Here is a 17,378-nt window from a genome sequence, read left to right on the forward strand (position 1 = left end):
CCCATGAGGCTGGGCCACCGAGAGCCGAATCCGGGGCCTGCCGTCCAGGGACAAGCGAAGCGGGGCGCCCCCCGGAAGGGACACCCCGCTCATGCCTGCGAGAGCCTCAGGTCGTCCGCCGACGCCGTGCGCCGGGGCGCCGCTCGCTCGGCCGGGTCACCGGATCGCCCGCCTCCACCGCGGACGCGCGCCGCTTCATGCCGAAGGCGGCCAGCGCCTCCGCCAGCTTGTGGACGGACGGCTCCGGGGCCATGACGTCGACCCGCAGCCCGTGCTCCTCGGCCGTCTTGGCCGTGGCGGGGCCGATGCAGGCGATGACCGTCACGTTGTGCGGCTTGCCCGCGATGCCGACCAGGTTGCGGACCGTGGAGGACGAGGTGAAGAGCACGGCGTCGAAACCGCCGCCCTTGATCGCCTCGCGGGTCTCCTGCGGCGGCGGCGACGCGCGGACCGTGCGGTACGCGGTGACGTCGTCCACCTCCCAGCCCAGCTCGATCAGCCCGGCCACCAGCGTCTCGGTGGCGATGTCGGCGCGCGGCAGGAAGACACGGTCGATCGGGTCGAAGACCGGGTCGTACGGCGGCCAGTCCTCCAGCAGGCCCGCGGCCGACTGCTCACCGCTCGGCACCAGGTCCGGCTTCACACCGAAGGCGATCAGCGCGGCGGCGGTCTGCTCGCCCACCGCGGCCACCTTGATGCCCGCGAAGGCACGCGCGTCGAGCCCGTACTCCTCGAACTTCTCCCGCACCGCCTTGACCGCGTTGACCGAGGTGAACGCGATCCACTCGTAGCGGCCGGTGACCAGGCCCTTGACCGCGCGCTCCATCTGCTGCGGGGTGCGCGGCGGCTCGACGGCGATCGTCGGGACCTCGTGCGGCACCGCGCCGTAGGAGCGCAGCTGGTCGGAGAGCGAGGCCGCCTGCTCCTTGGTGCGCGGTACGAGGACCTTCCAGCCGAACAGCGGCTTGGACTCGAACCACGAGAGCTGGTCGCGGCGGGCGGCGGCGGACCGCTCACCGACCACGGCTATGACCGGGCGACCGCCGTCCGGGGACGGCAGCACCTTGGCCTGCTTCAGCGTCTGCGCGATCGTGCCCAGCGTCGCCGTCCAAGTGCGCTGGCGGGTCGTCGTACCGGCGATGGTGACCGTCAGCGGGGTGTCCGGCTTGCGGCCCGCCGAGACCAGCTCGGCGGCGGCCGCCGCGACGGAGTCCAGCGAGGCGGAGACGACCACCGTGCCGTCCGAGGCACCCACCTCCGTCCAGCAGCGGCCGGAGGCGGTACGCGCGTCCACGAACCGCACGTCGGCACCGCGCGCGTCCCGCAGCGGCACACCGGCGTACGCGGGCACACCGGTCGCGGCCGCGACACCGGGGACGACCTCGAAGGGCACCCCGGCGGCGGCGCAGGCCAGCATCTCCTCGGCGGCGTCGGTGTCCAGTCCCGGATCACCGGCGACCGCACGGACCACCCGCCTGCCGCCCCGTGCGGCCTCCATGACAAGATGAGCCGCATCCTGGGCAGCGGCCGGGGCCACAGCGGGAGTTGACGCACCGTCAACGACTGTCAGCTGGGGTGCGCCCGGAAGCGCGTCCGGGGAGGAGACCGTCTCCGTCGGCACGACGGAGACGCCCTGCCGGGCGTGCGTCCGGATCACGTCGAGCACCTCGTGCTCGGCGACCAGGACGTCCGCGTGGGACAGCGCCTCCACGGCGCGCAGAGTCAGCAGTCCCGGATCTCCGGGTCCGGCACCCAGGAAGGTGACGTGCCCGTGCTCGGGACCGGCGGGAAAGGCGGTGGGGCTCAATGTGCTCGCTCCCCCATCAGACCGGCCGCGCCCTGGGCGAGCATCTCGGTGGCGAGTTCGCGCCCGAGTGCCATCGCCCCGTCGTGCGTCAGGGGCACGGAACCGGTGGTGGACAGCTGCACCATGCTCGAGCCGTCGGTCGTGCCGACGACGCCGCGCAGGCGCATTTCCTTGATTACAGGCCCGTCGGTCAGCAGGTCGGCCAGCGCACCCACAGGGGCGCTGCAGCCGGCCTCCAGCGCGGCGAGCAGTGACCGCTCGGCGGTGACGGCGGCCCGCGTGTGCGGGTCGTCGAGTTCACCGAGCGCGGCGACGAGGGCAGCGTCGGACGCTGCGCACTCGATCGCCAGGGCCCCCTGGCCGGGGGCGGGCAGAACCGTGTCGACCGACAGGAAGTCGGTCACCTCGTCGATCCGGCCGATCCGGTTCAGTCCGGCGGCCGCGAGCACGACGGCGTCGAGCCGCCCCTCGTGGACGTACCCGATCCGGGTGTCCACGTTGCCGCGGATCGCCACCGTCTCGATGTCCAGGCCGTGGGTGCGCGCGTACGCGTTCAGCTGCGCCATGCGGCGCGGCGAGCCGGTGCCGATGCGCGCGCCGCGCGGCAGGTCGGTGAACTTCAGCGCGTCGCGGGCGACGATCACGTCCCGCGGGTCCTCGCGCACCGGCACGGCGGCCAGCGCGAGCTCCTCGGGCTGCGTGGTCGGCAGGTCCTTGAGCGAATGAACCGCGAAGTCCACCTCGCCGCGCACCAGCGCGTCCCGCAGCGCCGTGACGAACACCCCGGTGCCGCCGATCTGCGCCAGCGCCTCCCGGGAGACGTCGCCGTACGTGGTGATCTCGACCAGCTCGACGGGCCGGCCGGTCACCCGGCTCACGGCGTCCGCCACCTGCCCGGACTGGGCCATGGCGAGCTTGCTTCGCCTCGTCCCCAGTCGCAGTGCCTTGTCAGTCATGCCGGTCGGTCCTTCTCGTCTGTGTTGTCCACGGCCCGCGAGACGGCGGCGACCGTCTCCGGGTCGAGGTCGAACAGGGTCCGCAGCGCGTCCGCGTACCCGGTGCCTCCGGGCTCGGCCGCGAGCTGCTTGACCCGTACGGTCGGCGCGTGCAGCAGCTTGTCCACGACACGGTGCACGGTCTGCCGGATCTCGCCGCGCTGGCGGTCGTCCAGGCCGGTCAGGCGCCCGTCGAGCCGCGCGATCTCGGCGGCGACGACATCGGCGGCCATGGTGCGCAGCGCGACCACGGTGGGGGTGATGTGCGCCGCCCGCTGTGCCGCGCCGAACGCCGCGACCTCGTCGGAGACGATACGCCGAACCTGGTCCACGTCGGACGCCATCGGGGCGTCGGCGGACGCCTCGGCCAGCGACTCGATGTCCACCAGGCGCACCCCGGCCAGCCGGTGCACGGCCGCGTCGATGTCGCGGGGCATGGCGAGGTCGAGGAGGAAGACGGCCGGGGCCGGGCGGGGGATCTCCGCCACCGGCTCGGGCCTGCGGTACTCGGGGACGCGGCCCGCGGTGGCGACGGCCCGCGCGAGCGCGGTGATCAGCTCGGCGTCGGCCTCGGGGCCGGACCGGCCGCCCGCGTCGTGCTCGCGCCCCTGCTCCAGCAGGGAGGTGCCCTCGCCGACCCAGGCGGCGTGCTGCTCCAGGGTCGCCGCGTCCATCCCGGCGACGGCGGCCTCGCCGTGCACGGAGAAGCCGGGCGTGCCCTGCACGGAGGCCAGGTCCAGCGGGCAGTTCTCGTCGGTGCCGACGCTGGTCGGCGGCAGCACGGCGGTCCCGGCCGGAGCGGCGGCGCCCAGGTCGGCCGCCGGTTCCCCGGTGCGACCGGCGACGGCCTCCGCGACGGAGTCCGCCGTGAGCACCAGACCGGTCGCGCCGGTACAGGAGACGACCACGTCGGCACGTGTAAGTTCCGCCGCCACCGCGTCCATCCGGACCGCGCGGGCCATGGCGCCCTCGGCCTCGCCGAGGATCTGCGCGAGCCGCTCGGCGCGCTCGAAGGTGCGGTTGGCGACGACGATCTCGGCGACCCCGGCCCGCGCCAGCGTGGCGGCGGCCAGCGAGGACATCGACCCGGCGCCGATGACCAGCGCGGTACGGCCGCGCGCCCAGCCCGGCACATCGGTGCCCGCGGCCAGCTGCTCCAGGCCGAAGGTGACCAGGGACTGCCCGGCGCGGTCGATGCCGGTCTCGGAGTGCGCGCGCTTGCCGACCCGGAGGGCCTGCTGGAAGAGGTCGTTCAGCAGCCGCCCGGCGGTGTGCGAGTCCTGGGCGCGGGCGAGCGCGTCCTTGATCTGGCCGAGGATCTGGCCCTCGCCGACGACCATGGAGTCCAGCCCGCAGGCCACCGAGAACAGGTGGTGGACGGCCCGGTCCTCGTAGTGCACGTAGAGGAACGGCGTCAGTTCCTCCAGGCCCACCCCGCTGTGCTGGGCGAGCAGCGTGGACAGCTCGGCGACACCGGCGTGGAACTTGTCCACGTCGGCGTACAGCTCGATGCGGTTGCAGGTGGCGAGCACCGCGGCCTCGGTGGCCGGATCGGCGGCGACGGTGTCCTGGAGCAGCTTGACCTGGGCGTCCGCGTTCAGCGCGGCCCGCTCCAGCACGCTGACCGGGGCACTGCGGTGGCTCAGCCCTACGACGAGGAGGCTCATGCCGGCATCACGGCGGGCACGTCCCCGTCGGGTCCCTGGTCGGCGGCGCTCGCGCGCTTGGCGGCCGCGGGTACGGCGCCGTCGCCGGAGGCGGTCTCCTCACCGGCCTTGCGCTGCTCGTGGAAGGCGAGGATCTGCAGCTCGATGGAGAGGTCGACCTTGCGCACGTCGACGCCGTCCGGGACGGTCAGCACGGTCGGCGCGAAGTTCAGGATGGAGGTCACCCCGGCGGCCACCAGCCGGTCGCAGACCTGCTGGGCGGCACCGGCGGGGGTGGCGATGACGCCGATGGAGACCCCGTTGTCCTCGATGATCTTCTCGAGCTCGTCGGTGTGCTGGACCCCGATGCCCGCGACGGGCTTGCCCGCCATCGCGGGGTCGGCGTCTATCAGCGCCGCGACCCGGAAGCCGCGCGAGGCGAAGCCGCCGTAGTTGGCGAGGGCCGCGCCGAGGTTTCCGATACCGACGATGACGACGGGCCAGTCCTGGGTGAGGCCCAGCTCGCGGGAGATCTGGTAGACGAGGTACTCCACGTCGTACCCGACACCGCGGGTGCCGTAGGAGCCCAGGTAGGAGAAGTCCTTGCGCAGCTTGGCGGAGTTGACTCCCGCCGCCGCGGCCAGTTCCTCGGAGGAGACCGTGGGGACCGAGCGCTCCGACAGGGCCGTCAGCGCACGGAGGTACAGCGGAAGCCGGGCGACGGTGGCCTCGGGAATCCCTCGGCTGCGGGTCGCCGGTCGGTGAGTTCGGCCAGTTGCCACGGTGCTCCTGCGGGTAGAGCGGGGCTGCGAGCGGTCATGCTTCCCCGGACCGCCCCGTCGACAAGAAGGCTATGCCTTTGTGAACGTGTGCACAAAGATGGTGTCCGATTTGCCCGGCCAACGTGACCGGGGTCACGCATGCCCGTTGCGGGCCCCTACCTGGGGGTGAAACCCGCACACACACCGCGAATCCAGGCCCCTGGGCCCCTTCCGTACCCTCATCCGCCGGTCAGCGCCCGGCGCAGCCGTCCCTCGTCGACCCGCCAGAAGGTGTGCTGCTCGCCGTCGACCAGGACGACCGGGATCTGCTCCCAGTAGCGGTCGTGCAGCTCGCGGTCCCCGGTGATGTCCCGGCCCTCCCACGGCACGCCGAGTTCCCCGCAGACCTTCTCGACCACGATCTGCGCGTCGTCGCACAGATGACAGCCGGGCTTGCGGACCAGAGTGACCAGCCGCTCCTGGGGGGCGGCGGCCTTGCGCCGGAAGAGGGGACTCATACGGACCATTCTCCCGCCTTCCCCCACCCTCTCTCCCCGTGCCCGCGCCCGCATGGTCGCCGAGAGTTCACATCCTCCGAACCTCTCGGCTCCGGAACCACCGAACGGACTGGCTATGCTCACGCCATGGCCGCTCTTGGATGGCTCACCCCCCGTAGGCGCTCCGCCACGGCGCGGAGCGTGTTGGCAGGCGAGGCTTCCGCCGAGGCCGCCCGCAAGTCCTCACAGGAACAGACGGAGCCCGCGGGCGCCGAGCGGGAACCGGAGTTCCCCGTGCTCGGCGACGAACGGGCCGCCGCCTTCTTCGATCTCGACAACACCGTGATGCAGGGCGCCGCGCTGTTCCACTTCGGGCGCGGTCTGTACAAGCGGAAGTTCTTCGAGACCCGCGACCTCGCCCGGTTCGCCTGGCAGCAGGCGTGGTTCCGGCTGGCCGGGGTCGAGGACCCCGAGCACATGCAGGAGGCCCGCGACTCGGCGCTCTCCATCGTCCAGGGCCACCGCGTGGCCGAGCTGGAGACGATCGGCGAGGAGATCTACGACGAGTACATGGCCGACCGGATCTGGCCCGGCACCCGCGCGCTCGCCCAGGCCCACCTGGACGCGGGGCAGAAGGTGTGGCTGGTGACGGCGGCCCCGGTGGAGATCGCCCAGGTCATCGCCCGCCGCCTCGGTCTCACCGGCGCGCTGGGCACGGTCGCGGAGTCGGTCGACGGCGTGTACACCGGCCGCCTGGTGGGCGAGCCGCTGCACGGCCCGGCCAAGGCGGAGGCGGTGCGGGCACTGGCCGCGGCCGAGGGGCTGGACCTGTCGCGCTGCGCCGCGTACAGCGACAGCCACAACGACATCCCGATGCTCTCGCTGGTCGGCCACCCCTACGCGATCAACCCGGACGCCAAGCTGCGGCGGCACGCCCGCGACAAGGACTGGCGGCTGCGGGACTACCGCACCGGCCGCAAGGCCGCGAAGGTCGGCATCCCGGCGGCCGCCGGGGTCGGCGCGGTGGCGGGCGGCACGGCCGCGGCGATCGCTCTGAGCCGCCGCCGCCGCTGAGCCGGGGCGGGCCCGTACGGGTCCGGGTCCCGCGCGCCCGAAGTATGCATCTCGACCTCGAACACGCCTCAGCTTTCACAGAAATCAGCCCAGTTTCGATCAACAGTCGATCAGATTCGGTTACTTGAACAGTCGTCAATCGCTAACACAGGCGACCTAATCGACGATTTGAACAACTGGGTGTAGCAGGGTCTACACGAAGCGTTATTCTCCTCAGACGCAAACCGGTACCCCTCCGTCGCTACGACGGGTGAAAGGGCCCGCACTGCACGTGATGGAAGCTCTGCCTCTGGGAGTCCCGTGTACCCACACGTCGGGGTTGACGCCTCGGGCCTGGCTACGCTGCGCGCAACGGTCGCGACGGTCAAAGACGCGCTGCGCGGCCTCGTCCCCTCCGCGCACACCGTCCCCGCCTTCGCCGGCGCCGCGCCCCTCGGCCCGTGCTACGCACTGGCCGAACGCGGCGCGGCCGTCGGCAGACGAGCCCGCTCCACGGGCGCGCCCGCCGCCCGCCGCCCGGCCGCGGACAGTGACAGCGCCCGCATGATGGACCTGGTCGAACGCGCCCAGGCAGGAGAGGCGGACGCGTTCGGCCGCCTCTACGACCAGTACAGCGACACCGTGTACCGGTACATCTACTACCGGGTGGGCGGCAAGGCCACCGCCGAGGACCTGACGAGCGAGACCTTCCTGCGCGCCCTGCGCCGGATCGGCACCTTCACCTGGCAGGGCCGCGACTTCGGCGCCTGGCTGGTGACGATCGCCCGCAACCTGGTCGCCGACCACTTCAAGTCCAGCCGCTTCCGGCTGGAGGTCACCACCGGCGAGATGCTCGACGCCAACGAGGTCGAGCGCTCCCCCGAGGACTCCGTCCTGGAGTCCCTCTCCAACGCCGCGCTGCTGGACGCGGTGCGCCGCCTCAACCCCCAGCAGCAGGAGTGTGTGACGCTCCGCTTCCTCCAGGGCCTGTCGGTCGCCGAGACCGCGCGGGTGATGGGCAAGAACGAGGGCGCCATCAAGACCCTCCAGTACCGGGCCGTGCGCACCCTCGCCCGGCTCCTCCCGGAAGACGCCCGCTGAGACCGGCCGCCCCGCGACACAGAGCGACGCCCAACTCACCCTAGGTGAAAGTGAGTTGGTTCTGCGATCCGGCGCCCTCTCGTGCGTAACCCAAGTGCCGAGCCGCTCGTTGTGCGGGATACAGGCTCCCTGTGGTCACGTCCTGGCCCACTTGATCCCTCGATCGGGTGGATGTGGCCATGGGCGTGCAACCCTCAGGAGACCCCCTGGGGAGTCGACCGTCATGACGAGAGGAGGTGCCGCCAGTGATTGCGAACGTATCGGCGCACCGGCGGGCGAACGCCTTCGCCCAGGCCCTGGAGGAACAGTCCGACCGGGCCACGGCGGCCGAGCACGCGCACCGGGCGGGACCACCGCCCACCGAGGACAGATCCGGACAGGGCGAGCTGCTGGCCCTGGCCGAGGGCCTCGGTGAGCTGCCCAAGCCGCAGCTGGACCCGGAGGTCAAGGTCGTCCAGCGGGCCCAGCTGGTGGCCGCGATGGAGGCCATGCTCCAGGAGGGCACCCTGGGCGCGGCCGCTCCGGCGGTACCCGGGCAGCGTTCCCCCGGCCGCGGCGCACACCGGGCGAGCCCGCTGAGCAAGCTGCGCCCGAGGTCCCGGCTGGCCAAGGGGCTCACCGCGGGCGGCCTCAGCGTGGGCGTGGCCGCCGGTGCCTTCGGCGGAGTGGCCGCCGCCAGCTCCGAGGCCCTGCCCGGCGATTCGCTGTACGGACTGAAGCGCGGCATCGAGGACTTCCAGCTGAACTACCTCAGCGAGGGCGACGGCGAGCGCGGCCAGGCGTACCTGGACCACGCCTCCACCCGCCTCAACGAGGCCCGCAGGCTGATGGAGCGCGACCGGAGCGGACAGCTGGACCACGAGTCCATCGGAGAGATCCGCCGCACCCTCTCCGGCATGCGCAACGACGTCACCGAGGGCCATCGCCTGCTGCACGCGGCCTATGAGGCGGACCCCGACTCGCTCGGCCCGATCCAGGCGCTCTCCGCCTTCTCCCGCTCGCACCGCGAGGTGTGGAGCACGCTGAGCGACCGGCTGCCGATGCAGCTCGGCGATGTGAAGGACGAGGTCTCCTCGGTCTTCGACGCCATAGACGAAGAGGTCGCTCCGCTGGAGTCGCTGCTGCCGAAGCCGCCCGCCACCAAGGGCGACGACGGCCAGAGCGGCGAGCGTCCCGGCGTGGCCCCGACCGGCTCCGCGGGCACCCACAGGTCCGGCTCCCCGAGCACCGGTGGCACCCCGTCGACGGGCAAGGACCGGGACAGCAGCCCCGACACCCCCAGCGGCTCCGCCACCGGCGACAGCGGCGACGGACTGCTCGGCGGCAGCACGGGCGGTCTGCTGGACCCGCCGAAGACCGGCGGCTCCGAGGGCGGTTCGCCGTCCGCGGGCAAGTCGTCCACCCCGCCGGGCAAACCGGACGTCACCCTGCCCCCGCTCCTGCCGGGCCTGCTGCCCGGCCTGGGCATCGACAGCAAGGACGCCGAGTAGCGCGTACGACGATGACGACGGGGCGCCCCTTTCCGAGCAGGGGCGCCCCGTCGTCGCGTATGCGTGCTCAGAAGAACACCGAACGCCGCTGCACCAGCAGCTTGTACAACGTGTGCTGGATCTGTTCGCGGACCTGGTCGGTGAGGTTGAACATCAGCATCGGGTCCTCGGCCGCCTCCGGCGGATAGCCGTCCGTGGGGATCGGCTCGCCGAACTGGATGGTCCACTTCGTCGGCAGCGGGATCGCCCCGAGCGGCCCGAGCCAGGGGAAGGTCGGCGTCAGCGGGAAGTACGGGAAGCCCAGCAGCCGCGCCAGCGTCTTGGCGTTGCCGATCATCGGGTAGATCTCCTCGGCGCCGACGATCGAGCACGGGATGATCGGCGCCCCCTGCCTGAGCGCGGTGGAGACGAACCCGCCCCGGCCGAACCGCTGGAGCTTGTACCGCTCCCCGAACGGCTTGCCGATCCCCTTGAACCCCTCCGGCATCACCCCGACCAACTCGCCCTGGCCGAGCAGCCGTTCGGCGTCCTCGGTGCAGGCGAGGGTATGACCGAGCTTGCGGGCCAGCTCGTTGACCACCGGCAGCACGAACACCAGGTCGGCCGCGAGCAGCCGCAGATGCCGCCCGGCCGGATGCCGGTCGTGCACGGCGACCTGCATCATCAGCCCGTCCAGCGGCAGCGTCCCGGAGTGGTTGGCGACGATCAGCGCGCCGCCCTCGGCCGGGATGTTCTCGATGCCCTTCACCTCGACCCGGAAGTACTTCTCGTACACCGGGCGCAGCAGCGACATCAGGACCTGGTCGGTCAGCTCCTCGTCGTACCCGAAGTCGTCGACGTCGTAGTCCCCGGTGAGCCTGCGGCGCAGGAAGGCGAGGCCGCGCGCGACCCGCTGGTCCAGGGCGTCGGCCGTATCACGGGGGCGTTCCACGGCCGGGGGTTCCTCGTCGCGGGCGCCGCCCCTGGTGGGCAGCGGCTGGACCGGGGCGGGGCGGCCGCCCGTGCTCCGGCGGCGCTGCGGCCGCTGCCCCGCGCCCCCGCGGGACCGGTCGTCGTCGAACGGAATGACCTTGGCGTCCGCCATCGTTGCCGCTCTCCTCAGTTGGCGCCGGGCTGCGGGACACGGGCGCCGCTCCCGGCGGTCAGCACGGCGACCCGGTCGACGGCCTCCGCGAGGGTCTCGGGCGGCAGCAGCCCGGGTCCCTGTCCGCGCGCGAAGTCCGCGAACGTCTCCGCCGTCGTGTACGTGGGCGCGAACCCGAGGGTGTCGCGCATCTGGCCGGTCTCGACGACCCGGCCGTGGGTGAGCAGCCGGATCTGCTCGGGTGAGAAGTCCGTCATACCGAGGGTACGCACCAGCGACCCGGCCCAGGTGACCGCGGGCAGCGGCAGCGGCACGGTGGGCCGGCCGAGCCGCCGCGAGGCTTGCGAGAGCAGCAGCACCCCGTCCCCGGCGATGTTGAAGGTGCCGCTGTTGAGGGTGCCCCGGCGCGGTTCGTGCGAGGCGATCCGCAGCACCTCGATCACATCGTCCTCGTGCACGAACTGCAGCCGGGGGTCGTAGCCGAACACGGTCGGCAGGACGGGCAGCGCGAAGTAGGAGGCGAGCGGGGTGTCCGCGGTGGGGCCGAGGATGTTGGCGAACCGCAGCACGCACACCGCGACATCGGGGCGGCGCCGGGCGAACCCGCGTACGTACCCCTCGACCTCGACGGCGTCCTTGGCGAAGCCGCCGCTGGGCAGCGCCTTGGCGGGGGTGGTCTCGGTGAACACGGCCGGATCGCGCGAGGCGGAGCCGTAGACGTTGGTGCTGGACTTCACCACCAGCCGCTTGACCGCGGGTGACTTCTGGCAGGCGCCGAGCAGCTGCATGGTGCCGATGACATTGGTCTCCTTGACCGTGGCCCGGCTGCCGCCACCGAGCGCGGTGCCGGTCACGTCCATGTGGACGACCGTGTCGGCGCCGGTCTCGGCGAGCACGCGGGCGACGGTCGGCTGCCGGATGTCGGCCTGGATGAACTCCGCGCCGCCGAGGTCGTGCGCGGGTGGTACGGCGTCCACGGCGATCACCCGGTCCACTTCCGGGTCCCGCTGGACGCGCCGCACGAACCGGCCGCCGAGCTGCCGGGCGACTCCGGTGACGAGCACGACCTTTCCCAAGACCAGCGCCTCTCTTCCGCGTCCACGTCCGCGTTCCCCGTGTGCGGCCAACCTATCGGGTCGGTGTCACGGGAAGGTGTCCCGGACATGCCGGTGGCCCCCCGCCCTTGTCGGACGGGGGGCCACACGGGGACGCGTCTTCGCGCGGTGCCGCTTACTTCTTGTTGCGGCGCTGAACGCGCGTGCGCTTCAGCAGCTTGCGGTGCTTCTTCTTGGCCATCCGCTTGCGCCGCTTCTTGATAACAGAGCCCACGACTACCCTCGCTCACTTCTCATGACTCGGTTGCTGGGCGCCATGGGCCCATACGACCTACGAGGGGTCAGCCTACCCGCCCGAGCGCCGTGGTCGTAATCGAGGGGTTGTTCCGGGATCTTCCGGACCGCCGTCAGGCCGTTTCCACCCCCACGTAGCTCTCACGGAGGTACTCGTGAACCGCTTGCTCGGGGACGCGGAAGGACCGCCCCACCCGGATCGCGGGCAGATGACCGCTGTGCACCAAGCGGTACACGGTCATCTTCGACACTCGCATCACCGAGGCGACTTCCGCCACGGTGAGGAACTGGACCTCGTTCAACGGCCTCTCGCCTGCTGCAGCCATGACACACCTGAACCTTCCGCACTCGACGGCCACCGGCTTCCCCTTCCGGTGACTCTTCGTCGTTGCGTGCTCACTCCCCAGACTAGGGGCGGGTGATGCGAATGGGGAAGAGGTGTCCCCATCGGCGGCCTACTGTGACAGACAGGCTCGTTTGAGTACGTAGCGGGTGAGCGGGCGGTAGTGACCAGACCGTACGGCGTCATCAAGCGGAACGACGACGGACACCGTCCCCTCGGCCTCGCCGACGAACGGCGCGGGGTCGTCGGAGTCGGCAAGACCGATCGCCTCGAACCCCAGCTGACCTGCACCGCAGACCCATCCGTGATCTCCGACCACCAACCCCGGCAAGGGCCCGCCGGACTCCGCGGCGGCGGCCAGCGCGAGCCGAACCGGGAGCGGGGAATGGCTGTGCGCACCCGGCTCACCACCCCGGCGCCCGCTCGCCGGTTCCCGCACCAGGGCAACCCCTCGTACGTAGTCGAGGTGGTGCGTGCGTAGACCGAACCGGGTCAATATGTCGACACAGCGACCCTGCGCGGGGGTGAGAATCTCACATCCCGCCGCCGACACCGCGTCCGCGAGCGCGGCGTAGAACCCCAGGAGCTGCCGCGGGTGCCCGGTGCCGAACAGCACGGGCACCCCCCGCCGGGCCGCACCGGCGATCGCCCCCGCGAAGGCGTCCAGTGCGGCGACGGTCCGCTCCGGGTCGATCACGTCCCGGCCCGAAGTATGCGCCGGATCGGCCGAGACCCCGCACCGGTCCGCCATCAGATCGAGCAGTTCACGCTGCCCCCAGGACCGTTCGGGATCGATCCCGATCAGCGCGCGGGGGTCCCGCGCGGCGAACAGCCGGTAGTTGCGGAGGCTGTCCTCCCGCGTGGTGGCGACCTCCCCGGCGAGGTGGGCAGCCAGCAGGTGCGCGCGCAGGGCACCGGTGTCCGACACGGGTGCGATCGTGGCCCATCGGGCGGGCGCCCGGAGGCGGAACGGGCAAAGACCGCACGGTTGGCGTAACGACTAGGGCCTGTTGCGAAAGTCCCGTCGTCCGCCCGGAGGGCGGGCTCCGCGGCGTCCGGTGCGTGCGATCGCAAGGCGGAGGGTCGCCCTCGTACTGGGCGTACGAGGGCGACCCGACAACGCGGCGAGCGGGCGTGCCGGGCGTCGCGGAGCAGGCGGGACTTTCGCAACAGGCCCTAGGCGCCGCACCGGTTCAGGCCAGGAGCCCCCGCAGCGGGAACGCCGACCGCCGGGTGGCCAGCACCGCCTGGTCGAGCCGGTCGGCCGGGTCGTACCCCGACTCCCAGGCCGCGTACCCCACCGGCCACCGCCCGTCCGTCATCCGCTGCGGCCCCAACTGCCGGGTCCGCGCGTACACTTCCTGCCGCCAGCCCTCCGGGATCACCGTCTCCGGCGCGATCTCCCGCCCGGCCGCGATCGCCACCAGATGCGTCCACGATCTCGGCACCACGTCCACCACCGCGTACCCGCCGCCGCCCAGCGCCAGCCACTTGCCGTCCGCGTAGGTGTGCGCCAGCTCATGGCAGGCCACCTGCACCGCCCGCTGCGCGTCCAGCGAGACCGCGAGATGCGCGAGCGGGTCCTCGAAGTGCGTGTCCGCCCCGTGCTGCGACACCAGCACCTGCGGCCGGAACTCCGCCAGCAGCTCCGGCACCACCGCGTGGAACGCCCGCAGCCACCCGGCGTCGCCGGTCCCGGCGGGCAGCGCCACGTTCACCGCCGAACCCTCGCCCGCCCCGGCACCCGTCTCCTGCGGCCACCCGGTCGCCGGGAACAGCGTCCGCGGGTGCTCGTGCAGCGACACCGTCAGCACCCGGGGGTCCTCCCAGAACGCCGCCTGCACCCCGTCCCCGTGATGCACGTCGACATCCACATAGGCGACCCGCTCGACACCCAGCTCCAGCAGCCGGGCGATGGCCAGCGCCGCGTCGTTGTACACACAGAACCCGGACGCCCCGCCCGGCATCGCATGGTGCAGCCCGCCCGCGAAGTTCACCGCGTGGTCCGCGTCCCCCCGCCACACCGCCTCGGCCGCCGCCACCGACTGCCCCGCGATCAGCGCCGACACCTCGTGCATCCCGGCGAACGCCGGATCGTCGACCGTCCCGAGCCCGTACGAACCGTCCGCCGCGCCCGGGTCCGCCGACGCGGCCCGCACCGCGTCGATGTAGTCCTCCCGGTGCACCAGCCGCAGCGTCGACTCCCCGGCCGGCTTGGCCGCGACGATCTCCAGCTCCCGGTCGAGGCCGAGGGCAGCCACCAGCTTCCGGGTCAGCTCCAGCCGCACCGGAGCCATCGGATGGTCCGGGCCGAAGTCATAGCCCGTTACTGCCTCGTCCCACATCAGCTGTGCGCGGCCGCTCATGCCCGCCACCGTATCGGTCGCCCCCGGACGCGAACGACCGGGCGTACACCGTCGTCACCAGCACGAGCACCATCGGTACGAGCATCGCGCCCCGGTAGCTCCAGGCGTCCCCGAGCGCCCCCACGAGCGGCGAACCGACCAGGAAACCGACGTAGTTGAAGATGTTGAGCCGCGCGATCGCCGCGTCGGACGCCCCCGGGAACAGCCTGCCCGCCGCCGCGAACGTCTGCGGCATCAGCACACACAGCCCGATCCCCAGCAGGGTGAACCCCAGCATCCCCACCCAGGCCCCCGGCGCCACCGCCACCACCGCGAACCCGCAGGCCGCGACCAGCGCGCCCAGCCGCACCACCGCCACGGCCCCGAACCGCCGCACCCCGAGATCCCCGACGGCCCGCCCCACCAGCGTGGTCACCATGTACACGTTGTAGGGAACGGTCGCCAACTGCTCCGACCCGCCCAGCACGTCCTTGACGTACTTCGCGCTCCAGTTGGAGACCGTCGAGTCCCCGATGTACGCGAACGTCATCACCAGACACAGCGGCAACAGCAACCGGAAGGCGACGCCCTTGGCCTCGCCCACCCCTTCCGGCTCCGCCTCCCCGTCGACGTACCACCGGCTCCCCACCAGCACCGCGGGCAACAGCACCACCACGACCGGGAGATACGACACCCACAGCGTCAACTCCCCGTGCGCGCCCACCCAGGCGAGCGACGCCCCGAGGATGCCGCCCAGGCTGTACGCCGCGTGGAAGCTCAGCATGATGCTGCGCCGGTAGGCCCGCTGGAGACTCACCCCGAGCATGTTCATGGAGGCGTCCAGCATCCCCACGGACAGCCCGAACACCCCCAATGCCACGGCCAGCTCGCCCACTTGATCCCCGGCTCCGACGCCGAGCAGCGCCAGCAGCACCACCGGCTGGGACCAGCGCAGCATCCGGCTGGGCCGCACCCGGCGCACCAGCCGCTCGGTCGTCACACTCCCGACCCCGGCCAGGATCGGCACCGCGGCCAGGAAGACGGGCAGCAGCGCGTCGGAGACCCCGTACCGCTCCTGCACGGCCGGGATGCGCGTCACCAGCAGGGCGAAGGTGACGCCCTGCACGAAGAAACCGAACGCCAGCGAGGCCCTGCCACGCCGCAGCACGTCAGTCATGGCGGCGAGCGTAGGGCCCCGGCGGTGCGCTGAACAGATCCGGCCAAAGATGAGTTGTGCTCATCTTCGGCCGGTCGGGGTGAAGTTCAGAATGCGGCCACGAGCTTCTCGCGTCCGGTCCCGGTGGGCTGCGCGGCGGCCTCCTCGCCCAGTATCCGCTCCATCGGTCCGGCCGCGACCGCCCCACTGACGACGAAGGTCACCACCATCACCACGGCCATCAGCACTCCACCGAGCCACACCATGGTGTCGACAGGAACGGTGTACGCGCCCACCACCCGCGCCACGCACTCGAGGAGCAGCGCCACACCCCACACGAGGGAGAACGCCCGCTCCCTGCGCCGGAAGTCGACGGACCCGGCGGCGCTTCCCGAGGTGAGCCGCTCCCACGCGCCCGCCCTGGCGGCATCCCCCTTCACCAGGAAGGGCTTCATCCCCTCGGTCATCATCGGACGCCCGAGCGCCACGGAGACCAGGATGCCGATGGCGACCGTGCTGCTGACGGCCCCGTCCTTGGCGAGCATCAGCCTCGGGTCCCCGGAGACGAAGCTCAGCGCCAGCCCGACCACGTTCACGGTCAGGATGAGCAGCGCGAGCCCATTGGCCGACCGCTCCCGCACCAGACTCCACACGGTCCGCAGCGCGGGCCCGACGCTGCTCCAGGCAAGCGCGGCGAACGTGCCCATCCCGAAGGCTTCCTTGAAGACGTAGTACGAGCCGAGCGGCAGCGCGACGTCGATGAGCAGCGGCTTGAAGTTGTCCAGCGTGCTCGGTCGGCGCTGCTGGTCCTGGCCCTGGTTCCCCGCGTTCTTCGTCATGCCCTCAGCTTCCCGGCCGAGGGGCTCCCGCCGACAGAAACGAACGTCCGGAGACCGGCATGACATCCGTCAGGCACGGCCGCCTACGAGGATCACACCAGCAGGTCAGCCAACTCGCCCATGTTGGAGAACAGTTGGGTGGCGCCCGCGAGCTTCTCCGGCGGGGTCATCGCGGTGAACCCGTACACGTCCATCCCGGCCGCCACAGCCGCCCGCACGCCCAGCGGGGAGTCCTCCACCACGAGACACCGCTCGGGGGCGACGCCCATCCGCTGTGCCGCGTACAGGAACAGGTCGGGGGCGGGCTTGCCCCGGCCGACGTCCTGCGAACTGAAGATGCGGTCGTCCTCGAACCACCGGTCGAGCCCGGTGGCCCGGTGCCCGACCCGAATCCGCTCATGACTCCCGGAGGAGGCCACGCAGTACGGCATCCCGTCGGCGGCCAGCTTCTCCAGCACCCCTTCGACACCGGCCACGGGCCGCAGCTCCCGCTCGAAGGCCGCGAACACCCGCGCGTGGAAGACGTCGTCGAAGTCCGCGGGCAGCCGCTCTCCCGTCCGCTCCAGCACCAGGTCGTGCACACGGTGCAGGGCGGCACCCATGTAGTCCCGGATGGAGTCCTCGTACGTCGTCGGGTGCCCCAGCTCGGTCAGATAGGCGGCGAGGTGCCGATTGGAGATTGGCTCACTGTCCACCAGGACACCGTCGTTGTCGAAGAGGATGAGGTCGTAGCGCATATACCCGACCCTAAATGACGGGAAATGGTCCGGAACGCAGAAAACCCCCGCACCAAATGGTGCGGGGGTTTCCCTAAAAATTGTTCGGCGGCGTCCTACTCTCCCACAGGGTCCCCCCTGCAGTACCATCGGCGCTGTGAGGCTTAGCTTCCGGGTTCGATATGTAACCGGGCGT

Annotated in this window: 17 protein-coding genes and 1 rRNA gene; 3 read left to right on the forward strand and 15 right to left on the reverse strand. The window is 71.9% G+C overall.

The annotated features are described in order from the left end of the window. Positions 1-106: 106 nt before the first annotated feature. The 5 genes from ACI2LY_RS13675 to ACI2LY_RS13695 form a co-directional block, all read right to left on the reverse strand. Positions 107-1,807, reverse strand: a complete 1,701-nt coding sequence (locus ACI2LY_RS13675; protein ID WP_404707276.1) for a uroporphyrinogen-III synthase — start codon at positions 1,805-1,807, stop codon at positions 107-109. Continuing rightward, positions 1,804-2,763, reverse strand: a complete 960-nt coding sequence (gene hemC / locus ACI2LY_RS13680) for a hydroxymethylbilane synthase (RefSeq protein ID WP_393914703.1) — start codon at positions 2,761-2,763, stop codon at positions 1,804-1,806. The genes ACI2LY_RS13675 and hemC overlap by 4 nt, the downstream gene beginning before the upstream one ends. Further along, complete coding sequence (locus tag ACI2LY_RS13685) at positions 2,760-4,469, reverse strand: glutamyl-tRNA reductase (protein WP_404707277.1); 1,710 nt, start codon at positions 4,467-4,469, stop codon at positions 2,760-2,762. Before ACI2LY_RS13685 ends, hemC begins: the two co-directional genes overlap by 4 nt. Continuing rightward, positions 4,466-5,230, reverse strand: coding sequence for a redox-sensing transcriptional repressor Rex (locus ACI2LY_RS13690; RefSeq protein ID WP_393914701.1), 765 nt, complete (start codon positions 5,228-5,230; stop codon positions 4,466-4,468). Before ACI2LY_RS13690 ends, ACI2LY_RS13685 begins: the two co-directional genes overlap by 4 nt. 218 nt (positions 5,231-5,448) lie before the next feature. Further along, on the reverse strand, positions 5,449-5,736 hold the full coding sequence (locus tag ACI2LY_RS13695; protein ID WP_404707278.1) for a glutaredoxin family protein: 288 nt from the start codon (positions 5,734-5,736) through the stop codon (positions 5,449-5,451). A 117-nt stretch (positions 5,737-5,853) separates the two neighbouring features. On the opposite strand from ACI2LY_RS13695, the gene ACI2LY_RS13700 reads away from it, so the two are divergent. From ACI2LY_RS13700 to ACI2LY_RS13710, 3 genes are all read left to right on the forward strand, one after another. Next, positions 5,854-6,780, forward strand: coding sequence for an HAD family hydrolase (locus ACI2LY_RS13700; protein ID WP_388997252.1), 927 nt, complete (start codon positions 5,854-5,856; stop codon positions 6,778-6,780). Between the two features lie 300 nt (positions 6,781-7,080). Next, entirely contained in the window at positions 7,081-7,860 is a 780-nt protein-coding gene (locus ACI2LY_RS13705; protein ID WP_404707279.1) for an ECF subfamily RNA polymerase sigma factor, BldN family, read from the forward strand. Between the two features lie 245 nt (positions 7,861-8,105). After that, on the forward strand, positions 8,106-9,350 hold the full coding sequence (locus tag ACI2LY_RS13710) for a DUF5667 domain-containing protein (protein WP_404707280.1): 1,245 nt from the start codon (positions 8,106-8,108) through the stop codon (positions 9,348-9,350). A gap of 67 nt (positions 9,351-9,417) precedes the next feature. Here the strand turns inward: ACI2LY_RS13710 and ACI2LY_RS13715 are convergent, their stop codons facing one another. From ACI2LY_RS13715 to rrf, 10 genes are all read right to left on the reverse strand, one after another. Further along, complete coding sequence (locus ACI2LY_RS13715; protein ID WP_404707281.1) at positions 9,418-10,434, reverse strand: lysophospholipid acyltransferase family protein; 1,017 nt, start codon at positions 10,432-10,434, stop codon at positions 9,418-9,420. Positions 10,435-10,448: 14 nt separating this feature from the next. Next, positions 10,449-11,510 (reverse strand): NAD-dependent epimerase/dehydratase family protein, encoded by a 1,062-nt coding sequence (locus ACI2LY_RS13720; RefSeq protein ID WP_404707282.1) that lies wholly within the window; start codon positions 11,508-11,510, stop codon positions 10,449-10,451. Positions 11,511-11,664: 154 nt separating this feature from the next. After that, positions 11,665-11,763: a 30S ribosomal protein bS22 gene (locus ACI2LY_RS13725; protein WP_003948845.1), complete on the reverse strand. Its 99-nt coding sequence runs from the start codon at positions 11,761-11,763 to the stop codon at positions 11,665-11,667. Positions 11,764-11,896: 133 nt separating this feature from the next. Then, on the reverse strand, positions 11,897-12,109 hold the full coding sequence (locus ACI2LY_RS13730; protein ID WP_004984898.1) for a helix-turn-helix domain-containing protein: 213 nt from the start codon (positions 12,107-12,109) through the stop codon (positions 11,897-11,899). Positions 12,110-12,238: 129 nt separating this feature from the next. Then, positions 12,239-13,054 carry a phosphatase gene (locus ACI2LY_RS13735; RefSeq protein ID WP_388997266.1) on the reverse strand — a complete coding sequence of 272 codons (816 nt, stop codon included), beginning with the start codon at positions 13,052-13,054 and terminating at the stop codon, positions 12,239-12,241. 265 nt (positions 13,055-13,319) lie between these two features. Then, entirely contained in the window at positions 13,320-14,492 is a 1,173-nt protein-coding gene (locus ACI2LY_RS13740; protein ID WP_393914696.1) for an acetoin utilization protein AcuC, read from the reverse strand. Continuing rightward, positions 14,443-15,648 (reverse strand): MFS transporter, encoded by a 1,206-nt coding sequence (locus tag ACI2LY_RS13745; RefSeq protein ID WP_404707283.1) that lies wholly within the window; start codon positions 15,646-15,648, stop codon positions 14,443-14,445. The genes ACI2LY_RS13740 and ACI2LY_RS13745 overlap by 50 nt, the downstream gene beginning before the upstream one ends. A gap of 86 nt (positions 15,649-15,734) precedes the next feature. Beyond that, positions 15,735-16,466, reverse strand: coding sequence for a VC0807 family protein (locus ACI2LY_RS13750; RefSeq protein WP_404707284.1), 732 nt, complete (start codon positions 16,464-16,466; stop codon positions 15,735-15,737). A 92-nt stretch (positions 16,467-16,558) separates the two neighbouring features. After that, positions 16,559-17,203, reverse strand: a complete 645-nt coding sequence (locus ACI2LY_RS13755; RefSeq protein WP_404707285.1) for an HAD family hydrolase — start codon at positions 17,201-17,203, stop codon at positions 16,559-16,561. A gap of 82 nt (positions 17,204-17,285) precedes the next feature. Next, positions 17,286-17,378 (reverse strand): 5S ribosomal RNA (gene rrf / locus ACI2LY_RS13760); the annotation flags it as partial.

The organism is Streptomyces sp. NPDC002176 (assembly GCF_044903645.1).
In the GTDB taxonomy this organism is placed as follows: Bacteria; Actinomycetota; Actinomycetes; order Streptomycetales; family Streptomycetaceae; genus Streptomyces.